The organism is Streptomyces sp. GDS52 (assembly GCF_052246875.1).
Taxonomy (GTDB): Bacteria; Actinomycetota; Actinomycetes; order Streptomycetales; family Streptomycetaceae; genus Streptomyces; species Streptomyces cathayae.
Genome location: NZ_CM125966.1, coordinates 1,139,215 through 1,155,375, shown reverse-complemented (window position 1 = coordinate 1,155,375; position 16,161 = coordinate 1,139,215). Strand labels below are relative to the sequence as shown.

12 protein-coding genes and 1 pseudogene are annotated in these 16,161 nt (G+C 73.0%); 8 read left to right on the top strand and 5 right to left on the bottom strand.

Going from position 1 to position 16,161, the window contains the following annotated elements:
* The first annotated feature begins 278 nt into the window (after positions 1-278).
* From ACTWJ9_RS05090 to ACTWJ9_RS05075, 4 genes are all read left to right on the top strand, one after another.
* Complete coding sequence (locus tag ACTWJ9_RS05090) at positions 279-1,169, top strand: FAD binding domain-containing protein (protein WP_279332973.1); 891 nt, start codon at positions 279-281, stop codon at positions 1,167-1,169.
* The gene (locus ACTWJ9_RS05085) at positions 1,169-1,699 is read left to right on the top strand and encodes a (2Fe-2S)-binding protein (RefSeq protein ID WP_387037923.1); all 531 of its coding nucleotides are present in this window, start codon (positions 1,169-1,171) and stop codon (positions 1,697-1,699) included. Before ACTWJ9_RS05090 ends, ACTWJ9_RS05085 begins: the two co-directional genes overlap by 1 nt.
* A complete protein-coding gene (locus ACTWJ9_RS05080; protein ID WP_279332971.1) occupies positions 1,696-4,164 on the top strand; it encodes a xanthine dehydrogenase family protein molybdopterin-binding subunit in 2,469 nt (822 codons plus the stop codon). Before ACTWJ9_RS05085 ends, ACTWJ9_RS05080 begins: the two co-directional genes overlap by 4 nt.
* 72 nt (positions 4,165-4,236) lie before the next feature.
* A complete protein-coding gene (locus ACTWJ9_RS05075) occupies positions 4,237-5,415 on the top strand; it encodes an XdhC family protein (protein ID WP_279332970.1) in 1,179 nt (392 codons plus the stop codon).
* A gap of 42 nt (positions 5,416-5,457) precedes the next feature.
* Here ACTWJ9_RS05075 and ACTWJ9_RS05070 read toward each other — a convergent pair whose 3' ends face one another.
* From ACTWJ9_RS05070 to ACTWJ9_RS05055, 4 genes are all read right to left on the bottom strand, one after another.
* Entirely contained in the window at positions 5,458-5,898 is a 441-nt protein-coding gene (locus tag ACTWJ9_RS05070; protein WP_279332969.1) for an SRPBCC family protein, read from the bottom strand.
* 79 nt (positions 5,899-5,977) lie between these two features.
* Complete coding sequence (locus tag ACTWJ9_RS05065; RefSeq protein WP_341483673.1) at positions 5,978-6,103, bottom strand: hypothetical protein; 126 nt, start codon at positions 6,101-6,103, stop codon at positions 5,978-5,980.
* A 429-nt stretch (positions 6,104-6,532) separates the two neighbouring features.
* A complete protein-coding gene (locus ACTWJ9_RS05060; protein WP_279332968.1) occupies positions 6,533-6,679 on the bottom strand; it encodes a hypothetical protein in 147 nt (48 codons plus the stop codon).
* Positions 6,680-6,885: 206 nt separating this feature from the next.
* Positions 6,886-9,762 carry a helix-turn-helix transcriptional regulator gene (locus tag ACTWJ9_RS05055; protein ID WP_279332967.1) on the bottom strand — a complete coding sequence of 959 codons (2,877 nt, stop codon included), beginning with the start codon at positions 9,760-9,762 and terminating at the stop codon, positions 6,886-6,888.
* A 390-nt stretch (positions 9,763-10,152) separates the two neighbouring features.
* Here ACTWJ9_RS05055 and ACTWJ9_RS05050 point away from each other — a divergent pair, with 390 nt between their 5' ends.
* The 4 genes and pseudogenes from ACTWJ9_RS05050 (at position 10,153) to ACTWJ9_RS05035 (ending at position 14,127) form a co-directional block, all read left to right on the top strand.
* Positions 10,153-11,823 carry an AMP-binding protein gene (locus ACTWJ9_RS05050; protein ID WP_443295251.1) on the top strand — a complete coding sequence of 557 codons (1,671 nt, stop codon included), beginning with the start codon at positions 10,153-10,155 and terminating at the stop codon, positions 11,821-11,823.
* Positions 11,824-12,180: 357 nt separating this feature from the next.
* A pseudogene (locus tag ACTWJ9_RS05045) lies at positions 12,181-12,715 on the top strand (hypothetical protein).
* Positions 12,716-13,002: 287 nt separating this feature from the next.
* Positions 13,003-13,698, top strand: a complete 696-nt coding sequence (locus tag ACTWJ9_RS05040; RefSeq protein WP_443295250.1) for a type 1 glutamine amidotransferase domain-containing protein — start codon at positions 13,003-13,005, stop codon at positions 13,696-13,698.
* Positions 13,699-13,821: 123 nt separating this feature from the next.
* Positions 13,822-14,127, top strand: a complete 306-nt coding sequence (locus ACTWJ9_RS05035) for a muconolactone Delta-isomerase family protein (protein ID WP_387040730.1) — start codon at positions 13,822-13,824, stop codon at positions 14,125-14,127.
* Between the two features lie 68 nt (positions 14,128-14,195).
* Here ACTWJ9_RS05035 and ACTWJ9_RS05030 read toward each other — a convergent pair whose 3' ends face one another.
* A complete protein-coding gene (locus ACTWJ9_RS05030) occupies positions 14,196-15,947 on the bottom strand; it encodes an MOSC domain-containing protein (RefSeq protein ID WP_443295249.1) in 1,752 nt (583 codons plus the stop codon).
* Positions 15,948-16,161: the final 214 nt, after the last annotated feature.

Here is a 16,161-nt window from a genome sequence, read left to right as displayed (position 1 = left end):
GGAGGAAGGCATGGAGATCGGCGAGATCGCCGAAGTCACCGAGGCCGCCGAAGCCCTCCGTTCATATGAATCTACAAGATGACGGTGCTGGCCAGCCAACTCCTTCATGGCTTCCGTGACTGACCCGGGTGGAGCAACGGACGGTGTACTGAAGCGCACTCCGAGTGAATCCCCCATGAACGAGCCGGACCCGCCGGACACGGATCGGTTCGATCCCGTACGACTCACGGGAGGAACAACTCGACGCACCCGACACGAGACGAAGAAGAGAGTCGGTCATGGACTTCCTTCGCCCAGCCAGCTGGGAGGAGGCGCTCGCCGCGAAGGCCGAGCACCCCACCGCCGTACCGATCGCGGGCGGCACCGATGTGATGGTCGAGATCAACTTCGACCACCGCAGACCCGAGTACCTCATGGACCTCAACCGCATCGCCGACCTCGCCGAGTGGGAGGTCGGCGAGGACACCGTACGGCTCGGCGCCGCCGTCCCGTACTCGAGGATCATGGAGCACCTGCGGGCCGAGCTGCCGGGTCTCGCCCTCGCCTCCCACACGGTCGCCTCCCCGCAGATCCGCAACCGCGGCGGGGTCGGCGGCAACCTCGGCACCGCCTCCCCGGCGGGCGACGCCCACCCGGCGCTGCTCGCCGCCGGTGCCGAGGTCGAGGCCGAGTCGGTGCGCGGGTCCCGCCGCATCCCGATCGACGCCTTCTACACCGGAGTGAAGCGCAACGCGCTGGCGCCGGACGAGCTGATCCGCGCCGTGCACATCAGGAAGGCCGACGGCCCCCAGCAGTTCTCCAAGGTCGGCACCCGCAACGCGATGGTCATCGCCGTGTGCGCGTTCGGCCTGGCCCTGCACCCGGGGACCCGCACGGTCCGCACCGGCATCGGCTCCGCGGCACCCACGCCCGTACGCGCCACGGCCGCCGAGGAGTTCCTGAACGCGGCGCTCGACGAGGGCGGCTTCTGGGACAACGGGAAGATCGTCACCCCGTCCGTGGCCAAGCAGTTCGCGGACCTGTGCGCCGCCGCCTGCACCCCGATCGACGACGTCCGGGGCACCGCAGGGTACCGCCGGCACGCCGTCGGCGTCATGGCCCGCCGCACGCTGACCTGGACCTGGGAGTCGTACCGCGGCGCCCGCCGGAGCACCGAGGGAGCCGCGTGATGCGTATCGACTTCACCGTCAACGGACGGCGCCGGCAGGCCGACGACGTGTGGGAGGGCGAGTCCCTGCTGTACGTGCTGCGCGAGCGGCTCGGCCTGCCCGGCTCCAAGAACGCCTGCGAACAGGGCGAGTGCGGCTCCTGCACGGTGCGCCTGGACGGCGTCCCGGTGTGCTCCTGCCTCGTCGCGGCCGGCCAGGTGGAGGGCCGTGACGTCGTCACGGTCGAGGGGCTGGCGGACTTCTCCCGGCAGCGTTCCGGCAGTGCCGATGCCGGTACCGGACACTGTGCCGGCACCGGACTCGCCCCGATCCAGCAGGCGTTCATCGACACCGGCGCCGTCCAGTGCGGCTTCTGCACCCCGGGCCTGCTGGTCGCCGCCGACGAGATGCTGGAGCGCAACCCCAGCCCGAGCGACGCGGACATCCGCGAGGCGTTGTCGGGCAACCTGTGCCGCTGCACGGGCTACGAGAAGATCATGGACGCGGTCCGCCTCGCGGCCGCCCGCCAGTCCGAGGGGACCCGCGCATGACCGTCCACGAGCCCTCCACGGCGCCCGGACCGGCCGCCGGCGCCCCCCTCGGCGCGCCCGCCACCCTCACCCAGGGCGCGCGGACCAGGGGCGGCATCGGGGAGTCCACCCTCCGCCCCGACGGCACCCTCAAGGTGACCGGCGAGTTCGCGTACTCCTCCGACATGTGGCACGAGGACATGCTCTGGGGCCAGATCCTGCGCTCCCCGGTCGCGCACGCCGAGATCGTGTCGATCGACACCTCCGAGGCCCTCGCGCTGCCGGGCGTGTACGCCGTCCTGACCCACGACGACCTGCCGACCGAGGTGAGGAACTACGGCCTGGAGATCCAGGACACCCCCGTCCTCGCCCACGGCAAGGTCCGCCACCACGGCGAACCCGTCGCCGTGGTCGCCGCCGACCACCCGGAGACCGCGCGCCGCGCCGCCGCCAGGATCAGGGTCGAGTACCGCGAACTCCCGGTCGTCACCGACGAGGCCTCCGCGCTCGCCCCCGACGCGCCCCTCGTCCACGAGAACCGGGAAGACCTCCCCCAAGGGCCTCCGACAGGCTCCGGTCCAGGGGGGACCCCCATCTTCGCCCACGTCCCCCACCCCAACATCGTCCACCGCCAGCCGATCGTGCGCGGCGACGTGGCACGGGCCCGCGAGCGGGCGGACGTCGTCGTCGAGGGCGAGTACACCTTCGGCATGCAGGACCAGGCCTTCCTCGGCCCCGAGTCGGGACTCGCCGTCCCCGAGGAGGACGGGGGCGTCCACCTCTACATCGCCACCCAGTGGCTCCACTCCGACCTGCGCCAGATCGCGCCCGTCCTCGGCCTGCCCGAGGACAAGGTGCGGATGACCCTGTCCGGCGTCGGCGGCGCGTTCGGCGGCCGCGAGGACCTGTCCATGCAGATCCACGCCTGCCTGCTCGCCCTGCGCACCGGCAAGCCCGTCAAGATCGTCTACAACCGCTTCGAGTCCTTCTTCGGCCACGTCCACCGCCACCCGGCCAAGCTCCACTACGAGCACGGCGCCACCCGCGACGGCAGACTGACGCATGTGAAGTGCCGCATCGTGCTCGACGGCGGCGCGTACGCCTCCGCCTCCCCGGCCGTGGTCGGCAACGCCACCTCCCTCGGCATCGGCCCCTACCGGGTCGACGACGTCGAGATCGAGGGCCTCGCCCTCTACACCAACAACCCGCCCTGCGGCGCCATGCGCGGCTTCGGCGCGGTCCAGGCGTGCTTCGCCTACGAGGCGCAGATGGACAAACTGGCGCGGGAACTGGGCCTGGACCCGGTGGAGTTCAGACAGCTCAACGCCATGGAGCAGGGCACGGTCATGCCCACCGGACAGCGGGTCGACTCCCCGGCACCGGTCGCCGAACTCCTGCGCCGCGTCAAGGCGATGCCGATGCCGCCCGAGCGGCAGTGGGAGAGCAGCGAGGGCGCCGACGTGCGCCGGCTGCCGGGCGGCCTGTCCAACACCACCCACGGAGAGGGAGTCGTCCGCGGTGTCGGCTACGCGGTCGGCATCAAGAACGTCGGCTTCTCCGAGGGCTTCGACGACTACTCCACCGCCCGCGTGCGGATGGAGGTGGTCGGCGGGCAGCCCGTGGCCACCGTGCACACCGCGATGGCGGAGGTCGGACAGGGCGGTGTCACCGTCCACGCCCAGATCGCCCGCACCGAACTCGGCGTCGCCCAGGTCACCATCCACCCGGCCGACACCCGGGTGGGCTCGGCCGGTTCGACCTCCGCCTCCCGGCAGACCTATGTCACCGGAGGCGCCGTGCGCCACGCCTGCGAACTCGTCCGCGAGCGGGTGCTCGAACTCGGCCGGCGCCGGCTCGGCCCGTACCACCCGGCGTGGGCGACGGCCGAACTCCTGTTGGAGGGCGGCAAGGTGGTCACCGACGGCGGCGAAGTCCTCGCCGACCTGGTGGACGTCCTCGGCGACGAGGCAGTCGAGGTGGAGGAGGAATGGCGGCACCGGCCGACCGAACCCTTCGACCTGCGCACCGGCCAGGGCGACGGGCACGTCCAGTACACGTTCGCCGCGCACCGCGCCGTCGTCGAGGTCGACACCGAACTCGGCCTGGTCAAGGTGATCGAACTGGCCTGCGCCCAGGACGTCGGCAAGGCGCTCAACCCGCTGTCCGTCATCGGCCAGATCCAGGGCGGCACCGTCCAGGGCCTGGGCGTGGCGGTCATGGAGGAGATCCTCGTCGACCCGAGGACCGCGAAGGTCCGCAACCCCTCCTTCACCGACTACCTCATCCCCACCATCCTCGACACGCCGACCATCCCCGTCGACATGCTCGAACTCGCCGACCACCACGCGCCGTACGGGCTGCGCGGCGTCGGCGAGGCCCCCACCCTGTCGTCCACCCCGGCGGTCCTCGCGGCCGTCCGGGACGCGACCGGGCTGGAGCTGAACCGCACGCCGGTACGACCGGAGCACCTGACCGGCACCGCATGACAGAGCCTCCGGGCGTCGCGCGAACGGCCATGGCGCGCGCCGCCCGGAGCACCCGGCTCAGGAGGCCGAGAGATGCTGGACATCGCCGAGGAACTGCACCGGTGGGCCGAGCAGGGCCGCGACTTCGCGGTCGCCACCGTGGTGGCGGTCGCCGGCAGCGGGCCCCGCGGGCCCGGCGCCGCGCTGGCGGTGGACACCGACGGCACGGCGATCGGCTCGGTCTCCGGCGGCTGCGTGGAGGGCACGGTGTACGCGCTGTGCGAGCAGGCGCTCCGGGACGGCGAAACCGTCCTGGAACGCTTCGGGTACAGCGACGAGGACGCCTTCGCCTCCGGTCTGACCTGCGGCGGCGTCATCGACGTCCTGATCGCACCGGTACGGGCGGCGGACCCGTCCCGTCCGGCGCTCACCGCCGCGCTCGCCGCCGCCGCGCGGGGCGAGGCGGCGGCCGTGGCACGGATCGTGAGCGGCCCCGCCGACCTGATGGGCCGTGCGCTCACGGTGCGTCCCGACGGCTCGTACGAGGGCGGCTTCGGCGACCGTCCGGGTCTCGACCGCACCGTGGCGGGGGAGGCGGGCGCCTTCCTGGACGCGGGCCGCACCGGCACCCTGGAGGTCGGCGCGGAGGGTTCACGCTGCGGCGCCCCGGTGACCCTGCTGGTCGAGTCGGCGGTCCCGCCGCCCCGGATGATCGTCTTCGGTGCGATCGACTTCGCCTCGGCGCTGGTCCGGGCCGGCACGTTCCTCGGCTACCGGGTCACGGTGTGCGACGCGCGCCCCGTCTTCGCCACCCGGGCACGCTTCCCGGACGCCGACGAGATCGTCGTCGACTGGCCGCACCGGTACCTCGAACGCGCCGACGTCGACGCCCGTACGGTCCTGTGCGTCCTCACCCACGACCTGAAGTTCGACGTCCCCCTGCTCCGGCTCGCCCTGCGCCTCCCGGTCGCCTACGTCGGCGCGATGGGCTCCCGCCGCACCCACCTGGACCGCACGGCCCGGCTGCGCGCGGCCGGCGTCACCGACCCGGAACTGGCCCGCCTGCGCTCCCCGATCGGCCTCGACCTCGGCGCCCGCACCCCGGAGGAGACGGCCCTGTCCATCGCCGCCGAGATCGTCGCCACCCGTCGGGGCGGCACCGGCGCCCCCCTCACCGGCGCCCACACCCCGATCCACCACGACATCGCACCCCCGCCGCCCGCCGGCGCACCCGCACCCGAGCCCGCGGGCAGGACCGGTTCGAGGGCATGACGGCGGTGCCGCCGACGCGGTGACCACCCGCCGCTTTGGCCGTCAGGGCTGCCGCAGCAGGGTGTTCACCGCTCGTCCGAACATCCGGCGGGAGACCGACCGCAGCGCGGGGTCGCAGAAGGAGGGGAGGAAGCGGACCCGCAGGTCCTCGCGCCACAGGACGCGGGTGCGGCCCCCCGGCCCCGGACGGACCTCGATCTCCGCCCAGCCCCGGACCACCCGGCCCCGTTTCTCCAGGCGGCACAGGCCCGGGGAACCGGGGCCCGGGGGCCGCCACACCGTCACCTCCATCGGGTCGTCGAAGGAGAGCGGGCCGAGACCCGAGCGGGCGACGACGACCGTGCCCTCGCCGGTGGGCGGGGGCGGGGACACGGTGATCCGGGTGAAGGGGACCGCCGAGCCGTGGCGGTGCCACTCCGTGAGCCGACGCCAGGCCTCGTCGATCGGGAGGGGCGCCGTGCGCTGGAGCTGGAAGGTGGCCACGGAGGAATCCTAGGGAATTCCGCCCGCCCGGTGGCCCGGGCGGGGAGGGCTCACCCGCCCGGCTCAACCGGTGCGCACCTCACCGGCCGGCCGGGGCCGGGGCCGGCCGGGACCCGGGACGGAAGGGCAGCACCTGACGCATCTCGAACTCCGTGCGCTCGGCCACCTCGCGGGCCTCCGCCACGACGTCACCCCGTTCGCGCACCAGGCCCTCGTAGACCGGGAGACCTTCGGTTCCCCCGAGGCCGCTGGCATCGATCCGAGGGGCCGCGGGGCTCTGGGCGGTCCGGTGGTCCTGAGGAGACTGCGCGGGCTGTGAGGTCTGTGCGGTTCCACCGTTCTCGGCGGGGTGGGGATTCACTGGGGACGGCCCTTCGTCGTGGGGTTGTTCCGGGGTGGTGCCCGACTGCATGAAAAAGGGCCGCCTCTCGCGTCCCGTAGGGATCAGCGCCCGATGCCCGCCGCGGTGTTACACGTCTCGAGGAAATGTCCTGAATGAGCGCCGATGGGAGGGGTTCTTCCCGGGCGTGGAAAGGGGGCGTTGCGGGCTGCTCGTGGAAGCTCGCAACGCCCCCTGGCAATCACCTGAGGGGTACTCAGGAACTCTGGTGCCGCACATCGGCCCGTGGTACTGCTACGGGCCGATCCGGGCCGTGACCTTCCCGGAGAAGGGGGTCGACAGGGTGTACGCGCCCGGGGATCCGCCCGCGTTCGTCGCGGCGGCGGCAGTGCTCGCCGCGACGAACGCGGCGGCCTTCTCGGCGCGGGTGAGTCCGGACATCGGTCTCCTCGTCGTTGCCGGTGGGGGGTCGCACGGGGTGGGGGTTCAGCACGGGGACCGGGCCACCGGTCTCCATGTGCCCGGCGAGCGGCACGGATTACGCTACGAGCCGGAGCGCGCGCGCCCAATGAGGGAAGCCCCTACGGGAGCCGGACAGGGAAAACCCTCGGTCGCCGACACCCGAACTCCCCATCCCCCCAAGCCGGTTACCTCGTACGGCGGCCCGCCGCCAGCCGGACGATGTCCACCCGCGACCGGATGCCCAGTTTCCGGTACACCCGGGTGAGGGTCGCCTCGACGGTCTTCACGCTGATGAACAGCCGGCCGGCGATCTCCCGGTTGGTGGCCCCCTCCATCACCAGGGAGGCGACCTGCCGTTCCATCGAGGCGAGACCGTCCAGCGCGGCCGGGGTCGCCGGGGCGGCGGGCGCGCTCTCCGGTGCCGCCGGACCGGCGGCCACGGCCGCGTCCACCTGACGCAGCCAGGGCAGCGCACGGCAGCGCCGGAACAGCCGGGCGGCCTCGTCGTACGGGGCCGGATCCGGGCCCCGGGCCCGCAGCCGGGCCAGCGCGAACGCGGCCCGCGCCTCCTCCAGGCCGAGGCCCAGCGCGGCGAGCCGGCCCTGCGCCGACGTCAACTGGACCCGGGCGGCCTCGTGTTCGCCACGCGCCGCGCGTACCAGCGCCTCGGCGCGGTCGAGTACGGCCAGCACGCTCAGGCGGTTCAGACGCCGCGCGTGCACCCGGGTGACGTTGATGAGTTCCTGCGCCTCGCCGGGTTCCCCGATCCGCACCAGCGCCTCGGCGAGATCGCCGTGCCAGCGGCCCCGCGCCGGGTCGTTGATGCCCATGCCGTGCTCCAACTCCCGCACCCGGCGCAGCGCACGGACCGCGGCCGCGGCGTCCCCGGCGACCAGCCGGGCGTAGCCCAGGGCGGCCAGGGCGAGGGAGAGGTACATCTGGTCGCCGTCCACCTCGGCGTGGTCCGCGGCCTCCCGGGCCAGTGCGAGCGCCCGGTCCACGTCCCCGCCGGAGGCCTCCGCGAGGGAGGCGAGCATGGCCGAGGCACTCTCGCCGATCCCGGAGTCCCGGGCCAGCCGCAGGCTCTCGCGGGTCAGGTCCAGGGCCCGGCCGCAGTGCCCGGAACGCAGTTCGGTGTCGGCGAGCAGCCGCAGGAAGTGCACCTCGCTCTCGACCATGCCGCGCCGCCGGGCCTCCCGCAGCAGCCCGGTGATGCTCCTGCGGGCCTCGGGCAGCCGGTCGCTCATCAGCAGCCAGCGGAACCTGGCCGACGCGGCGCCGTTGTGGTGGCAGGCCACATCGGGGTCCTGGGGTTCCTGCAGGGCCCGCTCGATGGTGGCGGGCGCGTCCGGGTGGCCCATCAGGGTCTCGGTGGAGGACTGGAAGGCGAGCGCCATCAGCTCCGTACGCCGGTCCCCGCCGCGTGCGGCCAGCTCCGCGGCGTGCGCGGTCTCCAGCCGGGCCTTGGCGAAGTCGCCGTCCACCACCACCTCCCGCCAGGCCAGCTGGTAATGGACCAGGGCGAGCAGCCGCGGGTCGTCGCCGGCGTCCGCCAGCACCTGCGGGTAGACCGCGTCGACCTCACCGAGCGCCTGCCCGGCCGCCTCGATGACCACCATCCACGCCCGCACCCGCTCCGCGGGCACCGTGGCCCGGGTCAGCACCTCGCGCGCGATGTCCCGGGCGAGATCCACCTCACCGGCGGTGATGGCGTCCTCGGCGGCCTGCAGCCGCCGCTCGTCCGGACTCGGCACGCCGCGACCCGGCACGCCGCCGCCCGACGCCGGGTCCGCCCGCGGGCCGTCGGCCGACGGGTCCACCGGGGTGTGGCGGGCGGCCAGCAGCCCCAGCGAGGCCGCGACCGAGGGCGCCCCCCGGTCCCGGGCCAGCGCGGCGGCCTCGGCGAGCCGGGCCGCCACCTCCGGATCGGTGCCGGTGGTGGCCAGGGCCAGATGCCGGGCCCGCTCGATGGGGTCTGAGGCCGCCGTGGACAGCGCGGCGTGCGCGGCCCGCCGCTCGTGCGCCGGGGCCTCCGCGTACAGCGCGGCCGAGATCAGCGGATGCGCGAAACGCAGAGTCGGCTCCTCCGGGTCCGTCGCCAGCAGCCCCAGCGCGGCGGCCTGGGCCGTCTCCTCCTCGGCGTGCTCCCGGCCGGCCGCGCGCAGCAGCACCGGGGTGGGGCGGGCGCCGACGCTGGCCACCAGCAGGGTGCGGCGCGCCTCGTCCGACAGCATCTCCAGCCGGCTGAGCACCAGGGCCCGCAGCGAGGTCGGCACCGGCAGCGGCTCACCGGGGCGGGGACGGGTCGGGCTCTCGGCCAGGGCGCGGCCCAGTTCGAGGGCGAAGAGCGGGTTGCCGCCGCTGGTGCGGTGGATGTCACGGACGGTGGTGCGGGACAGGCCCGTGTAACCGCGGTGGTCGAGCAGTGTGGACACCTGGGCACGGGAGAACGGGCCCAGCCGCACCACGCGCGTGTCCGGCGGGCAGGCCCGCAGATGGCGGTCGTACTCCTCCAGGCCCTCCGTACGCACCGCGCACAGCATCTGCACGGGGGTGTCGCCGAGGCGCCGCGCGGCGAACCCGAGAAGCTCCGCGCTGGCCGGATCCAGCCACTGCAGGTCGTCGGCCACGACCAGGACGGGCCCCTCGGCGGCGAGCGCCCGCAGGGTGGACAGCACCGCCAGGCGCAGCGCCAGACCGTCCCGCTGGAGGGTGGACTCGCCGCGGCCGGTGAGCGCCGACTCCAGGGCGGTGCGCTGCGCGGCGGGCAGCGCACCGGAGACCCGGTCCAGGACCAGACCGAACAGATCGGCCAGCGCCAGGAACGGGAGATGGGATTCGGACTCGGTGGCCGAGCAGCGCAACACCGTGGGCGCCGCGCCGGCGTTTTCCGCCGCAAGTGCCCGCAGCACGGTCGACTTTCCTATTCCGGCGGGCCCGTGGAGCAGCACACTGCCCCCTCGGGCGAGCTGTCCGCGCGCCTCGGCGAACGGTTCCTCCCGGCCGATGACCAGGTCGGGGCGGCACCTGGCAGGCTCCTTGAAGTCCCCTCGCACGGTCACCGCTCCCCTCCTGTGTCGTGTCCTGGCCAATATTAGGCAACAGGCCCTTTCATTTCGGAGAGACGGTGTGGTGAGGGAAATAACAGCGCTCCGCGCGGATGAAATCCAAAGCCCCGGGACACCGGTAATGGCGGCCGTACGGGACCGCGGCACACCTGCGGCGACCACCCGCCCGGCGGGCCGCCGCGCCACCGGGCCCGACCGCGCCGGGCGCTCCCCCCGGATCAGCCGTCACCTGTTCGCTCGCTCCTTCGCCTCGTCGCTCCTTCGTCCCTTCGGTGCGGTTCCCGCGTACCCACCCCCTGTTCGGGGGTAGTGGAGTGGGACCCGCATCACGGATTACACGATGGGGGAGAGCCGCCCGGCAAGGTCCGGCACCGAGGAGGACAGATGACGACGGCGACCGAGGAGTTCCGCAGGGCCCGGGACTTCCTGCTGGAACACCGCGACGACTACGCCACCGCCTACGAGGGGTTCCGCTGGCCGCGCCCCGAGCGGTTCAACTGGGCGCTCGACTGGTTCGACGTGATCGCGGACGGCAACGACCGCACCGCGCTGCACCTCGTCGAGGAGGACGGCGAGCGGACCGCACTGTCCTTCGCCGAACTGGCCCGCCGCTCCGACCAGGCCGCGAACTGGCTGCGCCGGCAGGGCGTACGCGCCGAGGACCGGGTGCTGGTCATGCTCGGCAACCAGGCCGAACTCTGGGAGACCGCGCTCGCCGCGATGAAACTGCGCGCCGTGGTCATCCCCGCCACCCCGCTGCTCGGCCCCGCCGACCTGCGCGACCGCGTCGACCGGGGCCGCGTCCGGCACGTGATCGCCCGCGCCGCCGACACGGCGAAGTTCGACGAGGTGCCCGGCGACTACACCCGGGTCGCGGTCGGCGCGGGAGCGGGTGACGCCTGGCTGCCGTACGAGGACGTCCACGGCGCCGCCGAGCACTTCGCACCCGACGGCCCCACCCTCGCCGACGACCCGCTGATGCTGTACTTCACCTCGGGCACCACCGCCCGGCCCAAACTCGTCGAGCACACCCACACCACGTACCCCGTCGGGCATCTGGCCACCATGTACTGGATCGGGCTGAAACCCGGCGACGTGCACCTGAACATCTCCTCACCCGGCTGGGCCAAGCACGCCTGGTCCAACCTCTTCGCCCCGTGGAACGCCGAGGCGACCGTCTTCCTGTACAACTACGCACGCTTCGACGCCGTGCGGCTGATGGCCGAGATGGACAGGGCCGGCGTCACCACCTTCTGCGCGCCGCCGACCGTGTGGCGCATGCTCATCCAGGCCGACCTCACCCGGCTGCACACCCCGCCGCGCGAGCTCGTCGCCGCCGGTGAGCCGCTCAACCCCGAGATCATCGAGCAGATCCGGCGCGCCTGGCACGTGACGATCCGTGACGGCTTCGGCCAGACCGAGACCGCCGTCCAGATCTCCAACAGCCCGGACCAGCCCCTCAAGACGGGCTCCATGGGCCGCCCCAGCCCCGGCTACCGCGTCGCCCTCCTCGACCCGGTCTCCGGCGCGCCCGCCGCCGAGGGCGAGATCGCGCTCGACCTGTCCGACCGTCCGGTGGGCCTGATGACCGGCTACCACGGCGACCCCGACCGCACCGCGGAGGCCATGGCCGGCGGCTACTACCGGACGGGCGACATCGGCGCGCGGGACGAAGACGGATACATCACGTACATCGGGCGCGCGGACGACGTCTTCAAGGCGAGCGACTACAAGATCAGTCCGTTCGAGCTGGAGAGCGCCCTGCTGGAGCACGAGGCGGTCGCCGAGGCGGCCGTGGTGCCCGCTCCGGACGCGCTGCGCCTGGCCGTGCCCAAGGCGTACATCGTGCTCGTGGAGGGCAGGCGGCCCGGCCCGGACACCGCGAAGGAACTCTTCGAGCACTCCCGCAAGGTGCTCGCCCCCTACCAGCGGATCCGCAGGCTGGAGTTCGGCGAACTGCCCAAGACCGTCTCCGGCAAGATCCGCCGCATCGAGCTGCGCGAGGCCACGGCGGCGGGCTCCGACGCCGAGTACCGCGAGGAGGACTTCCGGTGACCTCTTCCCCGGTACCCCCGGGCCGGCGTTGACCGGAAACGAGAAGGCCTCCCGCCCTGGACAACAGGGGGGGAGGCCTTCTTCGTCGAGCGCCGGGCAGGCCTTGCACCTGCATTTTCCCGCAGGAAGCGGGACGTCTTTCCTTGGACCACCGACGCATTGCTCTCCGCCGGTGAATCCGGCGGCGTGAACAAGATCCACTGTACCCCAGTCGGAGCGGGCGGCGCACCACGCGCAGGGCTCCCGTGTGACGCGGAAGACGAGCCGGGGCCGCGACTCGCGTGCGCAATCCTGGGCGGATCGCCATGACTCGTGGCATATTGCCATGCCCGTACCGTCCCAGCGGAGAGTGCAGCGATGTACCACGGTGCCCACCGCTTCCCCCCGTCGGCCGCCCCGCAGTGGACACCGGACCGGCAGCCGTCGGAGACGAGGCTGTTCAGCGGCGTCTACGGGCTCGTTCTGGCCAGTGCGCTGGCGGCCGCGCTCGACTCTCCCGGTGAGGTGTCCGACCCCGGGTCGGACGCGCTGTGGGTCCTGCTCACCGCACTGGCCTCCGCGGCCGCCCACGGCTACGCCCACGTCATCGCGCACCGGATGTCGGCGGACCGCGGCGGTGTCAGGATCGGGCTGCGCGCGATGCTCGCCGAGTGGCCGGTGGTCGCGGCGGCCGCCCCCACCGTCGTGCTGCTGCTGACCGCGGTGCCCTCCTGGTGGACGGAGGCCGCGGCGGTGAACACCGCACTGGTGCTCAACACCTTGCTGCTCGCCGGGTGGGGGGGTGTGGACCGCGCGCAGCGTGGGCCGTGGCCGGGCGGCCTCGTTCCGGGCCGGAACCGCCGACATGCTGATCGGCCTGGTGATCATCGTGGCCAACGCCCTGATCAAGTAGCGGCTGCGGCCGCCGGCGTCCAGGCCGCCGCCGCACGCGTCCCACCCGCGCAGGCCGCCACCGGCTGTCCCGCCGAACAGCGGGCGCCGCTTCTCCGGGACCTTGCCGCCCGGCTCTGTTCAGGAGGGCGGGAGGCCCTTGTCCCCGGAGGCGGTCGGCAACGCGTCACGCTGCGGGCCTCGGGCGGGAACCGCTGTCCACAGGTGCCTGAGGGGTCCTGTACCTAGACTGGCCTTCAGCGTGAATCCACTCAATTCGGCCAAATGGGGCTGAGGAGGTGATGAGCGATGGCGAAGGTGCTTTTCGTGGTCACCGGAGCCACGTACCTGGTCCTGAAGGACGGCACGAGGTACGCCACCGGCTACTGGGCGGAGGAGTTCGCGCAGCCGTACAAGGCGATCACGGAGGCGGGCCACGAGGTCGTCGTCGCGACGCCCGACGGCGTGACGCCGACCGTCGACATGATGAGCCTGCGCCCCGCCATGGCCGGCGGTGAGGAGGGAGCGCTCGAACTGGAAGCCGTCATCCGGTCCGCGGAGGTCATGCGTCGGCCGATCAAACTCTCGGACGTGCGGCTGCAGGACTACGACGCGGTGTACCTGCCCGGAGGCCACGGCCCGATGCAGGACCTGTCGGTGGACGCCGACGCGGGACGGATACTGACCGGGCAACTCGCCTCGGGCAAACCACTCGCCATCGTGTGCCACGCCCCTGCCGCGATGCTGGCCACCAGGATCCACGGCGAGTCGCCCTTCAAGGGCTACCGGGTCACGGGCTTCACCAATGAGGAGGAGGAGGCTGTCGGGCTGGCCGACAGGACACAGTGGCTGCTCGAGGACGAGCTCAAGGAGAAAGTCGGCGTCGAGTACAGCCGGGGCGAGATGTGGAAGCCGTACGTGGTCGAGGACCGCAACCTGATCACCGGGCAGAATCCCCACTCCGCCGAAGTGCTCGCAGAACGGCTGCTGAAAACCCTCGTGTGAGAGCTCTCATGAGGTGAGGCGGCGTCCGACCTGATCGCGGCTCCGCTCGGGGGAGGCAGATGGCCACCGGCGAACCCGCCCTTCCCGGCGCCCCCGGGACCTTCACCGAACGGAGCGGAACCGATGCAGGAGTTCCTCGTCGAAATCACCACGACGATCCCTGAGGGGACCAGCCAGGACGAGGTCGACCGGCGGAGGGCGGCCGAGGCGGTCCGCGCGGGGGAGCTCTCGACGACCGGCAACCTGGCCCGATTGTGGCGCCCCGTCGGCGAGTCGCGCAGCATCGGGATCTGGCGGGCCGCGGACGAGAAGGAACTCCGGGAGAAGGTGCTCGGCACACTTCCGCTGCGTCCCTGGATGACTCTCACCGTCACCCCGCTCGAACCCCACCCCAACGACCCCGGGCGGGCCACCGACGGAACGGAGTGAGGGCGGAACCCCCACCGCCACGGACCGCTGGGCGGCAGTGCCCGCGTGCCGGGGTGGGGCGCCGCTCCTCACAGGTCCAGGACGACCCCCTCGGTGGGCTTGGAGCAGCAGATGAGGACGTTGCCGTCGGCGGGGGGCTCGACCGGTTCGGGAGCGTACTGCACCGCCCCGGACATGAGGGCGAGTTCGCAGGTGTGGCAGACACCGGTCCGGCACGACCATCTGACGGGGACGTCGCAGGCTTCGGCGAGTTCGAGCAGGGACTGCCGGGCATCGCTCCAGGGGACCTCGAGACCGCTGCGGGCGAAGGCGACCGGGGGACCGGTGCCCGCCCGCCCGGCGGGCCGGTGGGGTGCGGCTGTCGCCACGCCGTCGATCCCGGGGGTGAGGGACGGACCCGCGCCGAAGATCTCGGTATGGACGCGGGAGGCATCAAGGCCCGCGCCGACGAGGGCGGTCGTGACGCTGTCCATGAAGGCCACGGGGCCGCACAGGTAGGCGTCGGCGTCGATGGGCAGTCCCAGGCCGGGAATACGGTCGCCCGACAGGTGGCCGATGTCCGTGTAGTCGACGTCCCGGCGGTCTTCGGCGGCCGGTTCGCTGTAGTAGATCCTCGACCGGGCCCGCGGAAGCACGCCGACCAGTTCCCGGCTCTCCCGGGCGAAGGGGTGCTCCGTGCCGTCATGGGCCCCGTGCAGCCACCACACCTGGCGGCTGGAGTGGTCGCGGGCGAGTGCGTGCAGCATCGCCAGCACGGGAGTGACGCCGACGCCGGCCGACAGCAGGACCACCGGATTGTCCCCGGCGGTCAGGCAGAAGGTACCGCGGGGCGCCGCGACGTCGAGGTGGTCGCCGGTGGACACGTGGTCGCGCAGGCGGTTGCCGGCCGCGCCGTGGATCTCGGCCTTCACACTGATCCGGTACGTTCCGGTGCCCGGCTCGCCGGACAGTGAGTAACTGCGGATCAGCGGCGGCGCGTTCCCCTCGAGCGGGACCTTGACCGTGACGAACTGCCCCGGCAGCGCCGTCGGCAGATCCGAACCGTCGGGGGCGGCCAGCGACAGGGAGAAAACGCTCCGGCTCTCGGGCCGGACGCGGGTGACGACCAGCGGGCGGAAGCCCGGCCAGGCCGGGCGCGGGGCGGTGGCCGCGGCATTCAGCCCGGCGCTGCCGGACGTTGCGGCGGCCTCGTCGTCCCCCTGGTCCAGCAGGGCCCTCATGGACGCCTGCCAGCCGGGGCTGAGCGCGGGGATCCGCAGGGCACGTTCGACCTGGCGGCGGGTGTGCCCGGGCAGGTAGAGCACCCGGTCGATCTCCTCGACGGTCATCGCCTCGGGTCCGGTGGAGACCTTGACGATCTCCTGCCCGGCTTCGACCTCGCCTTCCTCGAGCACGCGCAGGTAGAAGCCGGGCCGGTGGTGTGCCACCAGCAGTGCCGCCATCCGCGGCTCGCCCATCCGCAGGCCGACCCGGTAGCAGGTCACCCGCGGCTGGGTGACCTCGAAGAGCGCGTCGCCGATGCGGTAGCGGTCACCGATGCAGACCTCGTTGTCCGGCAGGCCGTCGACGGTGAAATTCTCCCCGAACCGACCTGGCCGGAGATCGTCGCGGCCGAGTTCGCGAGCCCAGAAACGGTAGGAATCGGTCTGGTACACGAGCACTGCCCGCTGCTCGCCTCCGTGACCGCCCAGATCGCCCTGGCCGTCGCCGTCGATGTTCAGCCGCCGCACCATCCGCGGCCCGGACACGGGCCTCTTGTAGACGCCGGTGTGCACGGTCCTGCCGTGCCAGGGGACGTCCTTCGGCATCCCGACGCTCAAGGCTCTCAATGTGGCCACCCTGCCACCTCCCTTGCCGGGAGCCGCTCCGGGAACTTCACCGGAGAACACCTGCGGCCCCGCCCGGGCGCCCACTGGCCCCAGGCTCTCGCCCGCAGCGGCCGCCGAGCCCATGTCCTTCGAGGAGAGCCGTCACGACCACGTGGCCCGACGCCACGATGACGACGTGGCAGGCATCCCCACCGGCTGCACACCG

Coding starts and splice junctions, on each gene's coding strand:
- ACTWJ9_RS05080 (WP_279332971.1), top strand. CDS start 1,696: ATGACCGTCCACGAGCCCTCCACGGCGCCCGGACCGGCCGCCGGCGCC.
- ACTWJ9_RS05090 (WP_279332973.1), top strand. CDS start 279: ATGGACTTCCTTCGCCCAGCCAGCTGGGAGGAGGCGCTCGCCGCGAAG.
- ACTWJ9_RS05060 (WP_279332968.1), bottom strand. CDS start 6,679: ATGTCCGGACTCACCCGCGCCGAGAAGGCCGCCGCGTTCGTCGCGGCG.
- ACTWJ9_RS05085 (WP_387037923.1), top strand. CDS start 1,169: ATGCGTATCGACTTCACCGTCAACGGACGGCGCCGGCAGGCCGACGAC.
- ACTWJ9_RS05035 (WP_387040730.1), top strand. CDS start 13,822: ATGCAGGAGTTCCTCGTCGAAATCACCACGACGATCCCTGAGGGGACC.
- ACTWJ9_RS05050 (WP_443295251.1), top strand. CDS start 10,153: ATGACGACGGCGACCGAGGAGTTCCGCAGGGCCCGGGACTTCCTGCTG.
- ACTWJ9_RS05040 (WP_443295250.1), top strand. CDS start 13,003: ATGGCGAAGGTGCTTTTCGTGGTCACCGGAGCCACGTACCTGGTCCTG.
- ACTWJ9_RS05075 (WP_279332970.1), top strand. CDS start 4,237: ATGCTGGACATCGCCGAGGAACTGCACCGGTGGGCCGAGCAGGGCCGC.